Annotated in this window: 12 protein-coding genes and 1 pseudogene; 4 read left to right on the forward strand and 9 right to left on the reverse strand. The window is 68.6% G+C overall.

What is annotated here, in order from left to right:
• Positions 1 to 44 precede the first annotated feature (44 nt).
• A complete protein-coding gene (locus BT264_RS07535; RefSeq protein WP_072442232.1) occupies positions 45 to 1,247 on the reverse strand; it encodes an MFS transporter in 1,203 nt (400 codons plus the stop codon).
• 71 nt (positions 1,248 to 1,318) lie between these two features.
• Here BT264_RS07535 and BT264_RS07540 point away from each other — a divergent pair, with 71 nt between their 5' ends.
• Positions 1,319 to 2,368 carry an AraC family transcriptional regulator gene (locus tag BT264_RS07540; protein WP_072442234.1) on the forward strand — a complete coding sequence of 350 codons (1,050 nt, stop codon included), beginning with the start codon at positions 1,319 to 1,321 and terminating at the stop codon, positions 2,366 to 2,368.
• 113 nt (positions 2,369 to 2,481) lie between these two features.
• Here the strand turns inward: BT264_RS07540 and BT264_RS39110 are convergent, their stop codons facing one another.
• Together BT264_RS39110 and BT264_RS07545 are read right to left on the reverse strand one after the other, a co-directional pair.
• Positions 2,482 to 2,649, reverse strand: a complete 168-nt coding sequence (locus BT264_RS39110; RefSeq protein ID WP_177318406.1) for a hypothetical protein — start codon at positions 2,647 to 2,649, stop codon at positions 2,482 to 2,484.
• Between the two features lie 56 nt (positions 2,650 to 2,705).
• Positions 2,706 to 4,592 carry a DUF3857 domain-containing transglutaminase family protein gene (locus tag BT264_RS07545; protein WP_110281328.1) on the reverse strand — a complete coding sequence of 629 codons (1,887 nt, stop codon included), beginning with the start codon at positions 4,590 to 4,592 and terminating at the stop codon, positions 2,706 to 2,708.
• A gap of 253 nt (positions 4,593 to 4,845) precedes the next feature.
• Between BT264_RS07545 and BT264_RS39115 the strand changes: the two genes are divergently transcribed.
• Positions 4,846 to 5,004: a hypothetical protein gene (locus BT264_RS39115; protein ID WP_177318407.1), complete on the forward strand. Its 159-nt coding sequence runs from the start codon at positions 4,846 to 4,848 to the stop codon at positions 5,002 to 5,004.
• Positions 5,005 to 5,010: 6 nt separating this feature from the next.
• On the opposite strand, the gene BT264_RS39820 is transcribed toward BT264_RS39115, so the two are convergent.
• Together BT264_RS39820 and BT264_RS07550 are read right to left on the reverse strand one after the other, a co-directional pair.
• Positions 5,011 to 5,136, reverse strand: coding sequence for a hypothetical protein (locus BT264_RS39820; protein WP_256260583.1), 126 nt, complete (start codon positions 5,134 to 5,136; stop codon positions 5,011 to 5,013).
• Between the two features lie 21 nt (positions 5,137 to 5,157).
• Positions 5,158 to 7,128, reverse strand: a complete 1,971-nt coding sequence (locus BT264_RS07550; RefSeq protein WP_072442237.1) for an APC family permease — start codon at positions 7,126 to 7,128, stop codon at positions 5,158 to 5,160.
• A gap of 457 nt (positions 7,129 to 7,585) precedes the next feature.
• Between BT264_RS07550 and BT264_RS07555 the strand changes: the two genes are divergently transcribed.
• Positions 7,586 to 8,449, forward strand: a complete 864-nt coding sequence (locus BT264_RS07555; RefSeq protein WP_072442239.1) for a crotonase/enoyl-CoA hydratase family protein — start codon at positions 7,586 to 7,588, stop codon at positions 8,447 to 8,449.
• 51 nt (positions 8,450 to 8,500) lie between these two features.
• On the opposite strand, the gene pdeR is transcribed toward BT264_RS07555, so the two are convergent.
• The 4 genes and pseudogenes from pdeR to BT264_RS07575 form a co-directional block, all read right to left on the reverse strand.
• Entirely contained in the window at positions 8,501 to 10,504 is a 2,004-nt protein-coding gene (pdeR, locus tag BT264_RS07560; RefSeq protein WP_072442242.1) for a cyclic di-GMP phosphodiesterase, read from the reverse strand.
• Between the two features lie 705 nt (positions 10,505 to 11,209).
• On the reverse strand, positions 11,210 to 14,848 hold the full coding sequence (locus BT264_RS07565; protein WP_072442244.1) for a hydantoinase B/oxoprolinase family protein: 3,639 nt from the start codon (positions 14,846 to 14,848) through the stop codon (positions 11,210 to 11,212).
• A 115-nt stretch (positions 14,849 to 14,963) separates the two neighbouring features.
• Positions 14,964 to 16,262, reverse strand: a pseudogene (locus BT264_RS07570) (MFS transporter).
• A gap of 75 nt (positions 16,263 to 16,337) precedes the next feature.
• Complete coding sequence (locus BT264_RS07575; protein ID WP_072442246.1) at positions 16,338 to 17,111, reverse strand: putative hydro-lyase; 774 nt, start codon at positions 17,109 to 17,111, stop codon at positions 16,338 to 16,340.
• Positions 17,112 to 17,316: 205 nt separating this feature from the next.
• Between BT264_RS07575 and BT264_RS07580 the strand changes: the two genes are divergently transcribed.
• Positions 17,317 to 18,249 (forward strand): LysR family transcriptional regulator, encoded by a 933-nt coding sequence (locus BT264_RS07580; protein ID WP_065502871.1) that lies wholly within the window; start codon positions 17,317 to 17,319, stop codon positions 18,247 to 18,249.
• The last annotated feature ends 56 nt before the right edge of the window (positions 18,250 to 18,305 follow it).

Here is an 18,305-nt window from a genome sequence, read left to right on the forward strand (position 1 = left end):
CGGACGACCGCCGGCGGCCCGCGAAGCACGCGCCGCCCGGCAGGTCAGGACACCACCACGCCCACCCGCTTCGGCACGCCGGTCACGATCGTCGCGACCGCGACGGCCAGCACGATCGCCGCGCCGACGAACACGCCGGCCGCGCCGTTCGCATCGAACACGACGCCGCCGGCCGCCGCGCCCGTCGCGATCGCGAGCTGGATCGCCGCGACGATCAGCCCGCCCGCGCTCTCGGCCTCGTCGGGCACGGTGCGCGTGACCCACGTCGACCACGCGACGGGCACGCCGCCGAACGCCATCCCCCACAACGCGACGAGCACCGCGTCGAGCATCGGCGCGCGGCCGAGCGCGACGAGCGCGATGCCGAGCACGACCATCAGCGCGGGCATCCCGATCAGCATCGGCCGCAGCCGGTGTTCGAGCACGCGGCCCGCGAGCGACGTGCCGACGAAGTTGGCAATGCCGTAGCCGAGCAGGATCGCCGACAGCCCGTTCACGCCAACGCCCGCGACCTGTTCGAGGAACGGCCGCAGATACGTGAAGAACGCGAAATGCCCGGTGAACACGAGGATCGTCGCGAACATCCCGAGGCCGACGGTCGGCCGGCGCAGCACGTCGATCAGCGTGCGCAGCCGCGTCGTGCCGCTCGGCGGCATCGACGGCAGCGTCATCACCTGCGACACGAACGCGACGCCGCCGAGCCCGGCCGCGATCAGGAACACGTTGCGCCAGCCGATCAGGTGACCGAAATAGCTGCCCATCGGCGCGGACGCGATCGTCGCGACCGCCACGCCGCTGAAGATGATCGACAGCGCGCGCGGCACCATCGCCGTCGGCACGAGCCGCATCGCGGTGGCCGTCGCCATCGTCCAGAAGCCGCCGAGCGCGACGCCGAGCACGACGCGGCCGATCAGCAGCGTCGTCAGGTTGGGCGCGAACGCGACCGCCAGATTCGATGCGACGAGCAGCACCGAGAACGCGAGCAGCACGCGCCGCCGGTCGATCGTGCGCGTCAGCGCGGAGATCAGCAGGCTCGTGACGAGCGCGACCGTCGCGGTGGCCGTCACGGCCTGCCCGGCCACGCCTTCGGTCACGCCGAGGCTGTCGGCCATCGGCGTGAGCAGGCTGGCGGGAAGAAATTCGGCCGTGACGAGTCCGAAGACGCCGAGCGTCATCGCGAATACCGCGCCCCAGGCCGGTTCGCGGGTGGCCGCCGTCGAGGCGGCCGGGGAAATTCCGGGATTCATGCGTCGTTCCGTTTTCGTCCAGGGAAAGTACTGATGACGGCGTATCGTAAGGACCGGCAGCAGGACGGTCTATGACATACAATCCGTTCTTGTTGATCGATCGTCCGAATCTCGCCATGTCCGAGCCGCTGCTTCCTCCCATCCCCGACGTGCACGACCTCGTCAGCGAGCTGCTGCTGGGGATGCGTCTGAGCGGCGTCCAGTACCGCCGCATCCAGGTCGCGCGGCCGTTCGGGCTGAATTTCGGTCAGGCGCCGGGCCGCGCGCAGTTCCATTTCGTCGGGCGCGGGCCCGTGCTGCTGCGCGACGCATCCGGCGCAACGATGCGGCTCGAGGCCGGCGACGCGATCCTGCTGCCGCACGGCCGCATGCATGCGCTGGTGTCCGATCCGGATGCGCCGTGCCGCGAGATCAACGGCTTCGAAGTCGCGAAGATCTGCGATACGGTCGCGTCGGTGGCGTCGGCCGGCACGTCGCCCGCGGGCTGCGCGACGACGGAGCCGGGCGCCGGCGACGCGCTGATCTTCAGCGCATGCATGGAACTCGATCTCGGCGGCATGCAGCCGCTGGTCGGCACGATGCCCGAGTTCATGCACGTCGGCACGCTGCTCGCGCGCTACCCGGAAATCCGCCCGATGCTCGACGCGATGGAGCGCGAATCCTGCTCGGCGCGCGCGGGCTTCGCGGGCATCCTCGCGCGGCTCGCGGACGTGGTCGCGGCATTCATCGTGCGCGGCTGGGTCGAGTGCGGATGCGGCGACGCGTCGGGCTGGGTGCAGGCGCTGCGCGAGCCGAAGCTTGGCCGCGCGATCGTCGCGCTGCATCGCGACCCGGGCCGCAACTGGAGCGTCGCGGAGCTGGCCGCCGAAGCGGGCGTATCGCGCTCGGTGTTCGCCGAACGCTTTCTCGCGGCGACCGGGATGACGCCCGTGCGCTACCTGACCGAGCTGCGGATGCGGCTCGCCGCGCAGTGGATCGCGCGCGACCGCGAGGCGATCGAAGCCGTCGCGTACCGGCTCGGCTACGGTTCGCTGGCGGCGTTCAGCCGCGCGTTCAAGCGTGTGATCGGAAAGCCGCCGGGCGCCGTGCGTGCGGACGGCGAGGCGCGCGTCGAAGCGTAATGCCTGACGCTTGACGTGCGACGCCGACCCGGCCGCCACGCGTTGCTTCGCTCCGCAGTCGCTCGCTCGCCGGCGTCGCGCAAGGCGCCGCCGCGTGTGACGCCTTTCCGCGTTCAGCCGCTGAGCGCTTCGAGCTTGTCGACCAGCGCCGTCGCGCACTGCACGGCGAGCGCCGCGCACAGCTCCGCATCCACGGCCGCGCCGTTGGCGACGGTGCCCTGCACGATCCGGCCCAGCAATTCCTTCGAGAGATCGGCGATCTCGTAGTCCCGTTCCGTCATGATGTCCCTCCTGCGCGTCGGTCGATGGCGGCGACGCGCTCACTGTCGCTGCCCGTTCAACGCCCTTTCGCACGCACGACGATCTGCGCCTGCGTATCGCGCTCGATGCGTTCGAGCGACGCGCGCAGCGCCGTGAATTCGTCGGGCGTGCATACCTGCCGGCCGAAATCAGCCTTCATCCGCCGCGTGACCTGCACGACACGCGCAGCCGCGTCGAACACGTAATGCGACGTGAAGTCGACGAAGCGGTCGTGCACGGCTGCATCGGCCGGCAGATCGGTCACGACGACGTCGGCCGGCAGCGCGATCTGGCCGGTCTCGTCGAACGTGCCGCCGATGCAGCCCCACGGCTGCGTGCGCACGGGTTCCGCCAGCCAGTTCTCGACCTGCGTCGCGACGCCGCCCGTGAGGCTCGACAGCGCGGGCAACGCGGTCGTGCCGTCGGGCCATACGAAATGATCGAGCGTGCCCGACACCGTCACGTCGAACGGCCCGTCGGTCACGCGCCGCTCGCTGGTCGACAGTTGCGCGCGGCCGCGCAAGCCGCTTTGCCGCAGGCGTTCGGTCGCGAGCTGCTCGATGCGGTCGTGCGTCGCGCGGCGAAACAGGTTGCGTTCGAGTTCGGCCGTCCAGCCGTCGTCCTCGATGTATGCATGAAACCGCGCGGTGCCGGGCTGCGCGGCATCGATCGCGAGCCGGGCGATGCGGCCGCGCGGCTGCGTGGCCGGCGTGCGCGACAGCACGCCCGTGCCGACCAGCAGCGCGGGGCGATCCATCACGATCGGCGGCAGGTAGCCGAACGCGATGCCGGCCGTCGTCGTATCGGCGTAAAGCGCGAGATCGGGCAGCCACGTGATCGCGTGATTGATCGCGCCGCCGCCGTAACCGGGCACGGACGGCAGCGTGTACACCGAACCGAGATTGATCAGCACCGGTTCGCTGCGAATGCCGACCGCCGCGAGCAGCGCGCCGAACAGTGCGACATGGTCCTTGCAGTCGCCGTAGCGGTTGCGCAGGATGTCCGTCACACGATGCGGCGCGGCGGCCGTTTCGCCCAGAAACAGCGCGACGTAGCGCACGTTCGCCTGCACCCAGTCGTACAGGATGCGTGCCTTGCTGCGCGGATCGGCGGCAGCCGCGGTGAGCGCGCGCGCCAGTTGCACGACGGCCGGATCGTCCACGCTCGGGTCGGCGGCCGCGTTGCGGTAGCGCGCGGCGAATGCCGCGTAGTCGGGCAGCGTCGACACGACGAGCCGGTCGCCGTAGGTCGGGTAGCCAACCGCGCCGTTCTCGATGCGGTCGTACGGGCCGTGCCGGTAGTCGAATTCGTAGCGCGTGCGGCCGTTCGCCGTGACCGGCGGCAGCGCGACATAGCCGCGCGCGTCCGCGTACAGCGGCATGTCGGCCGGCACGTCGAAGATCAGCCGCTGATTGTCGACGGGCTCGCGCGACGGCTCCACGTAGTAGCCGAAGTAGCCGCGATTGACGGGCTTCGTGCGCGTCTTGCGGAACGCCACGCGCGTGCTCGACCCGGCTTCGACGCCGGGAAACACGACGGTGCGCAACAGCCCGTCCTGGAATGTCGGCGCGCCGGCCGAGCGCGGCTCCTGCACGTCGCGGATGCCGTCCGCGCCGACCGGATGCGCGACGCCGTCGCGGTCGATCGTCTCGGCCGCGAGCAGGTCGACCTGCTCGAGATTCTTGTCGAACCACACGTAGCGCTGCGCGACCGCGTCGATGCCGTTCGCGTTGTTCGCGCGCAGCGTCGAATCGTCGTGCTCATCGAGCGAACCGTCGTGCCGGATCACGAATTCGTGGACATCGCTGACGAGCGTGACGGGTGCTTCGTCGGCAACGCCGTTCGCGCCGTTCGCCGCCGCGCCCGCGCCCGGTGTCGCACCGACGGCGTTCGATGCGACGAACGCGGCAGCGCATGCCAGCATCCAGCCAGCCAGGCCGACAGAAAAGCGCACCACATCGCACCTCGTCGTGGTTCACGGAAAGCGCGGCCGCGCAGCGGACAGGGTCAACCGCGCGGCTCTCGTGTCGGCCAGTGTGGGCGACGCATCCGCACGCGTCAAGCCGGTTCCCGCCGGCCTACAATGAGACATGGAAGCATCGTCGCGTGCGGCCGCCGGCATATGCTCGATCGCCGAACGCCGGCGAAGGATCGTCCGTCCGCGAGCGGGAGGCACCATGGAAAACGGGATCGTGGAAGTCGTCGTGCTGCTGGCGTTCGTCGCACTCGCCGTGCTGTTCTTCGTCAAGCGTCCGGGGCGCGACCGGCTGAGGGCCAAATTCCATCATCCGCCGCTGCGGCGGCCCAACCGTCCGCATCGGCATCATCAGCCTTGACGGCTGCTACCGGCAGTCGCCCACGCGCTTGCCGCGCCACGTCCACGCGAGCGTGTACGCGCCGGCCTGCGCATGCTGCCCGGGCAATAGCCCCTTCAAGCCGTAGCTCGTCGGCGTGACAGCGCCCGTCACGGTGCCGTTGCCGCGCCACCGCTAGCCGACGTTCATCGGCAACAGCACCATCTGCTTGCCCTCGACATGCAGGCGCGCCTGCAACTCGACGGGCGTCTGGTTGTGCAGCCACGCGGTCAGGAAATTCACGCGCCGGAAGATCAGCTTGCTCGCGAAGCACACGGCATTCGGATACGCGTCGAGCGTCGACGACGCGAGGTTCATGAATTCCACGACGGGGTTCGTGCCGAACGCGATCCGGTAGTCGGCCGCGATGCCGTTGCGGCGGCAATGCGCGACATAGTAGTCGAGCGCTTCGGTGATCGAATGACGCAGCCGTTCGAGATGTTCGTGCCCGTCGTACGCCTTCGCATCGACCTCGCCGACCGCAAGGAAGATCACGTTGCGGAAGTGCCCGGGAAACAGCCGGTTGACCCACAGCAGCGCATGCATGCTCGCGCCGCGATGCTTGCCGACCAGCAGCACGGCCGTCGGTTGCGACGGATCGGGCTTGCCCGGCGCGCTCGACTCGTCGACTTCGGGCGGCTTGCCGGAGAACAGCGCATCTTCCTTCGCGAGCTGCGTGCGCGTGTACGCGTAGTGGCGGTTGATCATGAAGCACAGCGCGATCACCGCGCTCGTCACGAGCACCGTGAGCCAGCCGCCCGCCGTAAACTTCTCGACCAGCGTGATGACGAGCACGGTCGCCGTCACGCTCAGCCCGAGCGCGGACAGGAAGAAATGCTTGAACCAGCCGCGCTCGCTGCGATGACGCCACCAGTACGTGCACAGCCCGAGCAACGACATGCTGAACGTGAGGAACACGTTGATGCTGTACAGCACGACGAGCACGTCGACGCTGCCGTGCGTCCACATCAGGATCAGCAGGCTCGACAGGCCGACGACGATGATGCCGTTCTGCCGCACGAGGCGTGTCGACAGGTCGCGGAAATGGCGCGGTACCCACGAATCCGACGCCATGTTCGACAGCACAGCCGGCCCGTCGAGAAAGCCCGTCTGCGCGCCGACCATCAGCAGCCCGGCCTCGAACGCGAGCACGGCCGCGAGCAACGCATGCCGCGCGAACGCCGAGCCGAGCCCGAGATGGTCGATCACGCTGCCGAACACGACCGCGTTGAGCGTCTCGCCTTCGACGGGCCGCGCATGCCACAGCATGTACAGCAGGATGATGCCGCCGGCCGTGAACGCGAGCGACGTCGACATGTACCACATCGTCACCTTCCCGTTCGGCACGCGCGGATCGGCGAGCATGTTCACGTTGTTCGACACCGCCTCGAGGCCCGTATAGGTGCCGCCGCCGAGCGAGAACGCGCGCATCAGCAGCGCGAGCATCACGAACACGCCGAGCGACTGCGACATCCCGTGCGCCTCGTGCACGGCATCGGGCACGATCATCGCGAGGTTGCTGCCGTGTACGGCGACGCCATACACGATCAGCCCGAAGTGCAGCACGACGAAGCCGATGAAGATCGGCAGCAGCACCATGATCGATTCGCGCATCCCGCGGAAGTTGAGCCCCGTCATCAGCAGGATCAGCGCGATCTCGGTCGTGAGCTTGAACGCCTGCGCGCTGACCGGCAGCAGGCTGAAGAACGCGTCGACGCCGCTCGCGAGCGAGGTCGCGACGGTCAGCACGTAGTCGACCAGCAGCGCAGCACCCGACACGAGCCCCGGCTTCGCCCCGAGCAGCGCGGTCGCGACGCGGTAGCCGCCGCCGCCCGTCGGGAACAGCTCGATCACCTGGTTGTAGCCGAGCGCGATGATGAAGACCGTGGCCGCGGTCGCGAGCGCGAGAAACAGCGCGAGCGGCGTGTGGTGCGCCAGCGCGAGGAACGCCTCTTCCGGGCCGTAGCACGACGAAGACAACCCGTCGGCGCCGAGCCCGACCCAGGCCAGCAACGGCGTCACCGCGATCGCATGCCGCGTGCGCGGATCGAGCGGGTCCAGCGGTTTTCCGACCAGCAACTGCCAGACCTTCCGGAATGCGGTCATGGTCCCCTCCCGGCACACCCGGCACGGTGGCGCGATCCCTTAAAGCTAATCGACGCGCGCTCGCGGCGCCAGTCCGCATATTCCATAGGGGGCGCCCGCCGGCCCGGCGCCGCTTTCAGCGCGTAAGCGACCGACGCCGGCGCCTGTGCGCAGGAGCGGCCGCCCGCACGCGATTGCGCGATGCGGCGACCTCGCTCCGGCCGCGTCGCGGCCCACCTTCCCCCCCGCATCGGCCACGCCCGGCGCGCAGGTTTCCGCACCCGCTCTCCCTCTCCTCGCCCGTCGCCACCCGCTGCGTCCGCGCCCGCGTCCCGGTCGTGCGTTGTTCCCCGCAATTCGGCATTTGTGCGCGCGCAACAATGGCGATGCCTCGCGCCCGGCGCCAGGCGGGCAACCCGATTCCCGCATGGCGCCGGGCGCGATGGTCTTCGAAAACCACATCTCACGAGGACATACCATGCAACTCCAATCCCATCCGGCGTGCCGCCCGTTTTATGAAGCCGGCGAACTCACGCAACTGACTGCCTTTTACGAAGAAGGCCGCAACGTCATGTGGATGATGCTGCGATCGGAGCCGCGGCCGTGCTTCAACCAGCAACTCGTCACCGACATCATCCATCTCGCGCGCGTCGCACGCGACTCGGGCTTGCCGTTCGACTTCTGGGTGACGGGCTCGCTCGTCCCCGAGCTGTTCAACGTCGGCGGCGACCTGAGCTTCTTCGTCGACGCGATCCGCAGCGGCCGGCGCGACCAGCTGATGGCCTATGCGCGCTCGTGCATCGACGGCGTGTACGAGATCTACACGGGCTTCGGCACCGGGTCGATCTCGATCGCGATGGTCGAGGGCAGCGCGCTCGGCGGCGGCTTCGAAGCGGCGCTCGCGCATCACTACGTGCTCGCGCAGAAGGGCGTGAAGCTCGGGTTCCCCGAGATCGCGTTCAACCTGTTCCCGGGCATGGGTGGCTATTCGCTCGTTGCGCGCAAGGCGGACCGCGGAATCGCGGAATCGCTGATCTCGACCGGCGAAACGCATGCGGCCGAGTGGTACGAGGATCGCGGGCTGGTCGACGAGACGTTCGACGCCGGTGACGCGTATCTCGCGACGCGCACCTTCATCGACGTGACGAAGCCGAAGCTGAACGGCGTGCGCGCGATGCTGCGCGCACGCGAGCGCGTGTTCCAGTTGTCGCGCTCGGAGCTGATGGACATCACGGAAGCGTGGGTGCATGCGGCGTTCACGATCGAGCCGAAGGACCTCGCGTACATGGAACGCCTGGTGATGCTGCAGAACCGGCGCGTGTCGAAGCTGCGCACGGTGTAATGCGGCGGGCGCCGCCGGTTGCCGGCGGCGCCCCGCTCCCCGGAACGAAGCTCAGGCGATCAGCCTGAGCTTTCTCGTCTCGGCGAGCCACGCCTCGAATGCCTGCGCCGGCATCGGCCGTGCGTAGTAGTAGCCCTGCGCGTGATCGACGTCGAGCTGCTTGAGGAAATCGGCTTCCGCGCGCGTCTCGACGCCTTCGGCGACCACCGCGAAATTCAGCGCCTTCGCGAGCGACACGACCGAGCGCACCAGCGCCTGCGAGCGCGGATTGCGGTCGATGCCCGTGATGAAGGTGCGGTCGAGCTTGATCGCGTCGAGCGGCAGGCGCGACAACTGCGACAGCGACGAATAGCCGGTGCCGAAATCGTCGAGATGGATCTGCGCGCCGAGCTGGCGGAACTGCCGCATCAGGCTGTTGGCGGAATCCTCGTCCTCGATGAAGCAGCTCTCGGTCAGTTCGATGTCGAGCAGGCCGGGCTTGAGCCCCGCGCCGTCGAGAATCGATGCGAACTGATGCACGATGTTCGTGTCCTGCAACTGCCGCGCGGACACGTTCACCGCGATCCGGATGCCGAGCCCCTTCGCCTTCCACGCGGCGGCCTGCGCGGCCGCGGTACGCATCACCCAGCGCCCGAGCGGCGCGATCAGCCCCGACTCCTCCGCGAAGCGGATGAACTCGATCGGCGCGACGAGCCCGCGATCCGGCGACTGCCAGCGGATCAGCGCCTCGACGCCGCGCACGTCGCCGGTCGCGATATCGACGACCGGCTGGTAGTGCAGCACGAACTGCTCTTCCTCGAGCGCCTTGCGCAGGTTCGTGTCGAGCCACATGTACTTCGCGACCTTCTGGTTCATCTCCAGCGAGAACACGCGGTACGTATGCTTGCCCTCTTCCTTCGCGACGTACATCGCGGTGTCCGCGCTGCGGATCAGCGTCTCGAGCGAATCGCCGTGCTGCGGATGCATCGCGATGCCGATCGAGCAGCTCGTATAGACCTCCATCAGCCCGAGGTGGATCGGCGTGCGCATCCGTTCGAGGATGATCTGCGCGGTCGCTTCGAGCAGCGGCCGCGTGCCGTGCTCGAACAGCACGAGGAATTCGTCGCCGCCGAGCCGCGCGAGCGTCGCGCCGGACGGCAGGCAGCCGCTGATGATCTTCGACACGTCCTGCAGCAGGCGGTCGCCGGTGATGTGGCCGTAGTGATCGTTGACGCGCTTGAAGTTGTCGAGATCGAGGAACAGGATGCCGACCTGGCCGCGCGACGCGGCGCTCTCCGCGGCGATCGCCGCATGGATGCGCTCGCTGATCGCATGGCGGTTCGGCAGCCCGGTCAGCACGTCGGTGTTCGCGAGTTCGGTGAGCCGCTGCTGCGCGTTGCGCTCCTCGGTGATGTCGATGCCCGAGCAGATCAGGAACTGCTCTTCGACGCCGCTGCCGCTCTGCACGAACTTGTTGCGGAACTGGAACAGGCGCGGCCCGTTGACCGTGTTGATGTAGCGCTCGACCGCGAACGAACGGTTGCTCGCGAAAAAGCCCGTGATGTTGCTGCGCGACTGCGCGCCCTGCTCGGGGCTCATGAACAGTTCGAACGCGCTGCGGCCGATCACGTCGACCTCGCGCTTGCCCGTCACTTCCTCGCACAGGTGGTTGAAACGCTGCACCATCCCGTTGCGGTCGAGGATCACGACCAGCGAATTCACTTCGGACACGACCTGCTCGGCGAACGCGAGCCCGTGCGACAGATCTTCCGCGACGGACACGGCATCGGAATACGCGGAGGCCGTGCCGGCCCAGTCGGTCGTGTTGACCTTCCTGCCGACGAGATGGAGGCTGACCGACTCGCCGAACAGTGCGATGTCGAGCACGAGGTGCGACGTGACGCCCGTCAGCGCACGGATGCGCGCGGCCTGCTCGACCGTCAGCGCGACGGCGACGTTGGTCAGGCCGCGGACGGCTGCCAGTTCGAGCGCATTGCTGTCGCTGCCGAGACGCCAGCAGGGGCTGCGCGTACCGACATGCGCCTCGAGCACCGCGCTATCGTTTTCGTCATCCATGGACACGCCCCGATCCAGAAAAAAACGCACAGTGTAGACGGAGGCGAGTTGGCCGCCCGCCTTCCCGGGCCGCGCAGCGCGCGTTCCCGGCAGGGCAGCCGTGATTGCCGTGACAACGGCCCTCGTCTCGTACTTGTTTCCAGCTAATGCAACCGGCGTTCGCGCGTGAAGCGCGCAGGTTCTGCCTAACGAATGATGAGAGCCATCTTATCAAATGACGATGAGGATTGGCACTCACATTTAGAACGGGGTGTCAAGGAATCGGGACTCGATTGGCAAGCCGGATTTTTCATGCTTGGCGGCATGCTCGAGAACAGACGAGGCAGTGCGAAACGGGGCTGGCCGGATAGTCGGAGTGCCTTGCTCTGAAAGGGTTTCCAGGAAATCTCTGAATGTAGGGACGGATTGTCATCAGGTCCACGGCGGCAGGGTCGGATCGTGTTCCGGTAACGCGAAATCCGGCCAATTTGTTTCTGTTCGAGCGTGAATGCGCCGCTTTATTCCACAGTCGGTTGCAATATCGCGCCGACCGCAGAAACGACGTGTTTTCTCGGATCCCGGCAGCATTGTCGAATTCCGCAGCCGGCCGGCAGCGCCGGTGGAACCGGTACGGCCGCCGTCGCGACCGGTGCGAGAGACACGTGGCGAGCGTCCGCCGTTCCGCACGAACGCCCGCCGTCGCCGCTGCCGCGCGTGGGTCGCGGCTCAGCCCGCCGCGCCGTACCCGCCGCCGCCCGGCGTTTCGACGACGAACACGTCGCCCGGCGCCATCTGCGCGCGGCCGATATGCTCGAGCGCCTCGACCGTGCCGTCCGCGCGCTCGATCGTGTTGCGGCCGAGCGCGCCGGCCGCGCCGCCCGCCGCGCCGAACGGCGCGTGGATCCGGTTGTTCGACAGGATCGACGCGGTCATCGGCTCCAGGAAGCGGATCCGCCGCACCGCGCCGTCGCCGCCGCGCCAGCGCCCGCCGCCGCCCGAGCCGGCGCGGATCCGGTGCGAATCGAGCCGCACCGGGTAGCGCCATTCGAGCACCTCCGGATCGGTGAGCCGCGAGTTCGTCATGTGCGTCTGCACCGCGCCGACGCCCGCGAAGCCGTCGCCCGCGCCGCTGCCGCCCGCGATCGTCTCGTAGTACTGGTAGCGATCGTTGCCGAATGTGAAGTTATTCATCGTCCCCTGGCTCGACGCGACGCAGCCGAGCGCGCCGTACAGCGCGTTGGTGATCGCCGACGACGTCTCGACGTTGCCCGACACGACCGCCGCCGGATACTCGGGGTTCAGCATCGAGCGCGCCGGCACGATCACCGTGAGCGGCTTCAGGCAGCCGGCGTTCAGCGGGATGTCGTCGCCGACCAGCGTGCGGAACACGTACAGCACGGCGGCCATGCAGACGGCCTTCGGCGCGTTGAAGTTGTTGTCGAGCTGCGCGGACGTGCCGGTGAAATCGATTTCCGCGCGCCGGGCCGCGCGATCGACGCGGATCGCGACGCGAATTTCCGCGCCGTTGTCGAGCGGATAGCGGTACGCGCCGTCCTGCAGCGCACCGATCACGCGCCGCACCGCCTCTTCCGCGTTGTCCTGCACGTGCCCCATGAACGCGAGCACGACGTCGCGGCCGAACTGCGCGACCATCCGGCGCAACTCGTCGACGCCCTTCTGGTTCGCGGCGACCTGCGCGCGCAGGTCGGCCATGTTCTGCTCGACGTTGCGCGCCGGGTAGCGGCCCGATGCGAGCAGCGCGCGCGTGTCGGCATCGCGCAGCACGCCGGCCGACACGAGCTGCCAGTTGTCGATCAGCACGCCTTCCTCGTCGATATGCGTCGAATCGGGCGGCATCGAGCCCGGCGTCGTGCCGCCGATGTCTGCGTGGTGGCCGCGCGAGCCGACGTAGAACAGCGGCGCGTCCGAGCCGTCCGCGAACACCGGCGTGATGACCGTCACGTCCGGCAGGTGCGTGCCGCCGTGATACGGGTCGTTCAGCATGAACACGTCGCCGTCGCGCATGCGGCCTCGGTTGCGCTCGATCACCGTGCGGATGCTCTCGCCCATCGAGCCGAGGTGCACGGGCATGTGCGGCGCGTTCGCGATCAGGTTGCCGTCGCCGTCGAAGATCGCGCACGAGAAGTCGAGCCGCTCCTTGATGTTCACCGAGTACGCGGTGTTCTGCAGCCGCAGCCCCATCTGCTCGGCGATCGACATGAACAGGTTGTTGAAGATCTCGAGCCGCACCGGATCGGCATCGGTGCCGAGCGAGCGGCGCGTCGGCAGCGGCGTCGTGCGCGTCAGCACGAGGTTGCCCTGTGCGGTCATCCGCGCGCGCCAGCCGGGCTCGACGACGGTCGTGCCGTTCTTCTCCGCGACGATCGCCGGGCCGTCGATCGCGTCGCCGGCCAGCAGCGTGTCGCGCACGTACAGCGACGCGTCGTGCCACTTGCCGCCGGAATGGAAGCGCACGGCGGAATCGGCACGCGGCGCGGCGCCTTCCCCGCGCGAGGCCAGCGGCGCGATGTCCACCGGCGCGTCGGAGCGGCCGATTGCCTCGACCGACGCCAGTTCGGCGACGAGCGGCGTGCCGGGCATCAGGAATGCGTAGCGCTGCCGGTACGCGGCCTCGAACGCCTGCTGCATCGCGTCGACGCTGCCGGCCGGCACGTCGAGCGCCGAATCGGTGCCCTGGTAGCGCAGATGCACGCGCCGCTCGGTCGCGATCCGCTCCGGCGGCACGCCCTGTTCGAGCAGCGCGCCGACGGCCTCGTCGGCCAGCCGGTCGAGTGCGGCGTTCAGCGCCGGCAGCGACGCATCGGACAGCACGGCCTCGACCGCGCGCTCGCGCATCGCCGTCTGGTCGGCGAGGCCCATCCCGTATGCGGACAGCACGCCCGCGAGCGGATGCGCGAACACCTGCGTCATCCCGAGCGCGTCGGCCACGCCGCACGCGTGCTGGCCGCCCGCGCCGCCGAACGTCGTCAGCACGTAGCGCGACACGTCGTGCCCGCGCTGCACGGAGATCTTCTTGATCGCGTTCGCCATGCTGCCGATCGCGATTTCCAGGAAACCTTCGGCGAGTGCTTCGGGCGTCTCGCGCCGCCCCGTCGCCGCATGGATTTCATCGGCGAGCGCCGCGAACTTCGCGGCCACGCCGTCGCGGTCGAGCGGTTCGTCCGCGTGCGGGCCGAACACGCGCGGAAAATGATCGGGCTGAATCTTGCCGAGCATCACGTTGCAGTCGGTCACCGTCAGCGGGCCGCCGCGCCGGTACGCAGCCGGCCCCGGGTTCGCGCCGGCCGATTCGGGTCCGACGCGCAGCCGCGCGCCGTCGAAGCCCAGCACCGAGCCGCCGCCCGCGGCGACCGTGTGGATGCTCATCATCGGCGCACGCATCCGCACGCCGGCCACCTGGGTCTCGAACACGCGCTCGAATTCGCCGTTGTAGTGCGACACGTCGGTCGACGTGCCGCCCATGTCGAAGCCGATCACCTGGCCGAAGCCGGCCGCGCGCGCGGCGCGCACCATCCCGACGATGCCGCCGGCCGGGCCCGACAGGATCGCGTCCTTGCCCTGGAACGCATCGGCGCGCGTCAGGCCGCCGCTGCTCTGCATGAACTGCAGGTTCACGCCCGGCATCTCATGCGCGACCTGCTCGACATAACGACGCAGGATCGGCGACAGGTACGCGTCGACGACGGTCGTATCGCCGCGAGACACCATCTTCATCAGCGGCGACACTTCGTGCGACACCGAAACCTGCGTGAAGCCGATGCGGCGCGCGAGCTCCGCGAGCGCGCGTTCATGCGCGGTGTAGCGGTAGCCGTGGATCAGCACGATCGCGAGCGCACGCACGCCGGTGTCGAACACGCGTCGCAGCGACGCTTCGGCATCCTGCGCATCGAGCGGCACGACGACGTCGCCATGCGCGCCGATGCGCTCGTCGATCTCGACGACGCTCTCGTACAGCGCATCGGGCAGCACGATGTCGAGATCGAACAACCGCGGCCGGTTCTGGTACGCGATGCGCAGCACGTCGCGAAAGCCGCGCGTCGTCGCAAGCGCGGTGCGTTCGCCCTTGCGTTCGAGCAGCGCGTTGGTCGCGACCGTCGTGCCCATCTTCACCATGTCGACGCGCTCGGGCGTGATCGGCTCGCCGTCGGCGAGGCCGAGCAGGTGGCGGATGCCGGCCACGGCCGCGTCGCGGTACTGCTCGGGGTTCTCCGACAGCAGCTTGTGCGTGACGAGCGTGCCGTCGGGCCGGCGCGCGACGATGTCGGTGAACGTGCCGCCGCGGTCGATCCAGAATTGCCAGCGTGCGGCGTCGGAGGGAACGGGAGAAAGGTGTCGGTCGGTCATGATGGTCGATGCGTCGTGAAATCTCGGAACGAGCGCCGCCGCACGGCGCGCGTCGCGCGCCGTGTCACGGTGTCGATGAAAGGGGAAGAAAACGAAGGGCGGGCCGCCCCGCCGCTTACGCGGCGTCGAGTTCGCGGCCGCGCGTCTCGGGCAGCGTCAGCGCGGCGACGATCACCACGCCGTATGCGGCAACGGCGAAGATCCCGATGCTCGTGCCGAGCCCGTATTGCTTCGACAGCGCGCCGATCAGGAACGGGAACAATGCGCCGATCGCACGGCCCACGTTGTAGCAGAAGCCCTGGCCCGAGCCGCGCACGCGGGTCGGGAACAGTTCGGTGAGGAACGCGCCCATCCCCGAGAAGATGCCCGATGCGAAGAAGCCGAGCGGGAAGCCGAGCCACAGCATCGACGCGTTGGTCAGGTTCAGCGACGTGTACGCGAACGCGATCACCATCGAGCCGACCGCGAACAGGATGAAGTTCGGCTTGCGGCCGAGGCGGTCGGTCAGGTATGCGCTCGTCAGGTAGCCGACCCACGAGCCGAAGATGATCATCGCGAGATAACCGCCGGTGCCCATCACGGTCAGGTGCCGCTCGGTCTTCAGGAAGGTCGGCAGCCACGTCGTGATCGCGTAGTAGCCGCCCTGCGCGCCGGTCGTCAGCAGCGCCGCGCGCAGCGTCGTCGTGATCAGCTTCGGCGCGAAGATCTCGGTGAGGCGCGGTGCGTCGGCCACCTTCGCCTGCGCGGCCTTCTCCTTTGCGTAGACGTCCGGCTCCTTCACCTAGCGGCGGATCGCGACGACCAGCAGCGCGGGCGCCAGCCCGACGAGGAACAGCGCGCGCCACGCCTGCTCGGCCGGCAGCACCGAGAACAGCAGCGCATACAGCAGCGCGCACAGCCCCCAGCCGATCGCCCAGCCCGATTGCACGAGGCCGACCGCCCTGCCGCGATCGCGCGCGCGGATCACCTCGCCGATCAGCACCGCGCCGGCCGTCCACTCGCCGCCGAAGCCGAAGCCCATCAGCGCGCGTGCCGCGAGCAACTGGTGATAGTTCTGCGCGAGCCCGCACAGCGCGGTGAACACCGCGAACCACAGCACCGTGAGCTGCAGCGTGCGCACGCGGCCGATCCGGTCGGACAGGATGCCCGCGATCCAGCCGCCGAGCGCCGATGCGAGCAGCGTGATCGTGCCGATGAAGCCGGCGTCCGCGAGCGAGATGCCCCAGGTCGCGACGAGCGTCGGGATCACGAACGACAGCATCTGCGTGTCCATCCCATCGAGCATGTAGCCGACCTTGCAGCTCCAGAAAGCACGGCGCTCGCGCGGCTGCGCGTACGCGTACCACGAGAACAGGCCGCGGCTCTCGTGGCTCGCGGGCTCGGCGGCGGGTGCCGCGAGGGTCTTGCTTTCCATGGTGGTGCTCCTGTCGTTATGCGCCGTCAAATGTGTGGTGTGCGTGTGTCGTATGTGCGTCGCCGCGATGCCGGATCAGAACACGGCCAGCGATGCGTTCGTGATGTCGGTCATCAGCATGTGGCCGGGCGTATGCGCGATCGCGATCGGCAGCTTCGCGTCCATCAGCGCGGTTTGCGGCGTCACGCCGCACGCCCAGAACACCGGCAGCTCGCCGTCGCGGATCGTCACCGCGTCGCCGAATTCGGGTGCGTTCAGATCAGCGATGCCCAGTTCCCGAGGGTGCCCGATATGGATCGGCGCGCCGTGCACGCCCGGGAAGCGGCTCGTGATCTGCACCGCACGGATCGCATCGGCGCCGCGCATCGGCCGCATGGACACGACGAGCCGGCCGCCGAAGATGCCTGCACGGCGGTTCGGAATCGACGTGCGGTACATCGGCACGTTGCGGCCCTCCTCGACGTGGCGCAGCCCGATCCCTTCGCGGGCGAGCATGTCCTCGAACGAGAACGAGCAGCCGATCGCGAACACGACGAAATCGTCGCGCCACAGCGCTTCGAGCGACTCGACGCGCTCGGTCAGGCAGCCGTCGCGGTACACGTTGTAGCTCGGCACGTCGGTGCGGATGTCGAGATCCTCGCCGAGCGCGTCGATCCGGAACGCGCCCGGTTCGCCGACGCCGAGCAGCGGGCACGCTTTCGGATTCGCCTGACAAAAGCGCAGGAAATCGTGCGCGTACGCATCGGGCAGGATCGCGAGATTGGCTTGCGCGAACGGGCCGCAGTGGCCTGCGGTCGGGCCGCGGAATGCGCCGCGGCGCACCGACTGGCGGAATTCGGAAGGCGTCATGAGGTTCAATGGCAGATCGGGATGTGGTCGGGATGACGGCGTCGCGTCATCGGATACGGCGAAGAATAGAAAAGAAAAAATTTTGTCGCCAACGAGTTTTTTTGCGCTGCGTGTATAGAATTTCTTAACGTATCTTCGGGTTTTCCCCGGTCCCGTTCATTTTTTCAGCGGGGCAAGCTGCGCGCCCAATGCCTTGCCGACCGCCATGAACACGCGTTTTCTCGAAACCTTCGTCACGCTCGCGAAGCTGCGCAATTTCCGCACGACGGCCGCCGCGCTGCACGCGACGCCGGCCGCGATCTCGCAGCGCCTGAAGGCGCTCGAGGACGAATTGCAGACCGTGCTCGTCGACCGCGACAGCCGCGAATTCCGGCTCACGCCGAACGGCGAGTACCTGCTCGGCTATGCGAAAGCCGTGGTCGAGGCGACGCAGGAGCTGCAGGCCGCCGCGTCCGGCGAGAGCGCGCTGCGCGGCAAGCTGCGGCTCGGCGTGATCGAGACCGTCGTGCATAGCTGGCTGCCGCACTATATGCGCCGCCTCGCGGCCGACTACCCGCAGCTCGAGATCGACCTGACCGTCGACGTGAGCGTCGTGCTGCAGCGCCGGCTGATGGCCGGCGAGCTCGACCTGATCATCCGCGTCGAGGGCAGCGACGAGGCGTCGGTCGTCTGCGACGCGCTCGCGAACTATCCGGTGCGCTGGATCGCGCGCGCGGGGCTGCTGCCGAACACGCGCACGGGCCTTGCGCGGCAGGTGCTGCGCCAGCCGATCCTGACCTACGGGCGCGGCACCGCGCCCCACCGCGCGCTCGAGGACATCGTCCGTACCCTTGCGCACGCGCACGGCGTGCCGCTGTCGGACACGCGCATTACCGGATCGCCATCGATCTCGGTGATCGTGCAGCTCGTGCGCGACGGCTTCGGCGTCGCCGCGATTCCGGTGCTGTTCGTCGATGCGCTGATCGAGAGCGGCGAAGTCGTCGAACTGCCGCTGCAGCCGTCGCCGCCGTCGATCGTCGTGTCGATGTCGCGGCGCGCGGATGCGCCGCGGTTCGTGCACGGCGCGTCGATTGCCGCGCGGGCCGCGTGTCACGAGTATTGCGAGAAGAGTACGCGGCGGTTGGTTGAGGCGCTTTGAGGCGGTGGGGCACAGTCGGACGCCGTGCCGTCATCGGTTCGCCTGAATCAGGCAGC

The sequence above is a fragment of the Burkholderia sp. NFPP32 genome, from assembly GCF_900119325.1.
GTDB lineage: Bacteria > Pseudomonadota > Gammaproteobacteria > Burkholderiales > Burkholderiaceae > Burkholderia > Burkholderia pyrrocinia_C.

Bases quoted from the DNA above. Each gene is read 5' to 3' on its own strand.
- BT264_RS07535 (WP_072442232.1), bottom strand. From the start codon at position 1,247: ATGAATCCCGGAATTTCCCCGGCCGCCTCGACGGCGGCCACCCGCGAA.
- BT264_RS07540 (WP_072442234.1), top strand. From the start codon at position 1,319: ATGACATACAATCCGTTCTTGTTGATCGATCGTCCGAATCTCGCCATG.
- BT264_RS39110 (WP_177318406.1), bottom strand. From the start codon at position 2,649: ATGACGGAACGGGACTACGAGATCGCCGATCTCTCGAAGGAATTGCTG.
- BT264_RS07545 (WP_110281328.1), bottom strand. From the start codon at position 4,592: ATGCTGGCATGCGCTGCCGCGTTCGTCGCATCGAACGCCGTCGGTGCG.
- BT264_RS39115 (WP_177318407.1), top strand. From the start codon at position 4,846: ATGGAAAACGGGATCGTGGAAGTCGTCGTGCTGCTGGCGTTCGTCGCA.
- BT264_RS07550 (WP_072442237.1), bottom strand. From the start codon at position 7,128: ATGACCGCATTCCGGAAGGTCTGGCAGTTGCTGGTCGGAAAACCGCTG.
- BT264_RS07555 (WP_072442239.1), top strand. From the start codon at position 7,586: ATGCAACTCCAATCCCATCCGGCGTGCCGCCCGTTTTATGAAGCCGGC.
- pdeR (WP_072442242.1), bottom strand. From the start codon at position 10,504: ATGGATGACGAAAACGATAGCGCGGTGCTCGAGGCGCATGTCGGTACG.
- BT264_RS07565 (WP_072442244.1), bottom strand. From the start codon at position 14,848: ATGACCGACCGACACCTTTCTCCCGTTCCCTCCGACGCCGCACGCTGG.
- BT264_RS07575 (WP_072442246.1), bottom strand. From the start codon at position 17,111: ATGACGCCTTCCGAATTCCGCCAGTCGGTGCGCCGCGGCGCATTCCGC.
- BT264_RS07580 (WP_065502871.1), top strand. From the start codon at position 17,317: ATGAACACGCGTTTTCTCGAAACCTTCGTCACGCTCGCGAAGCTGCGC.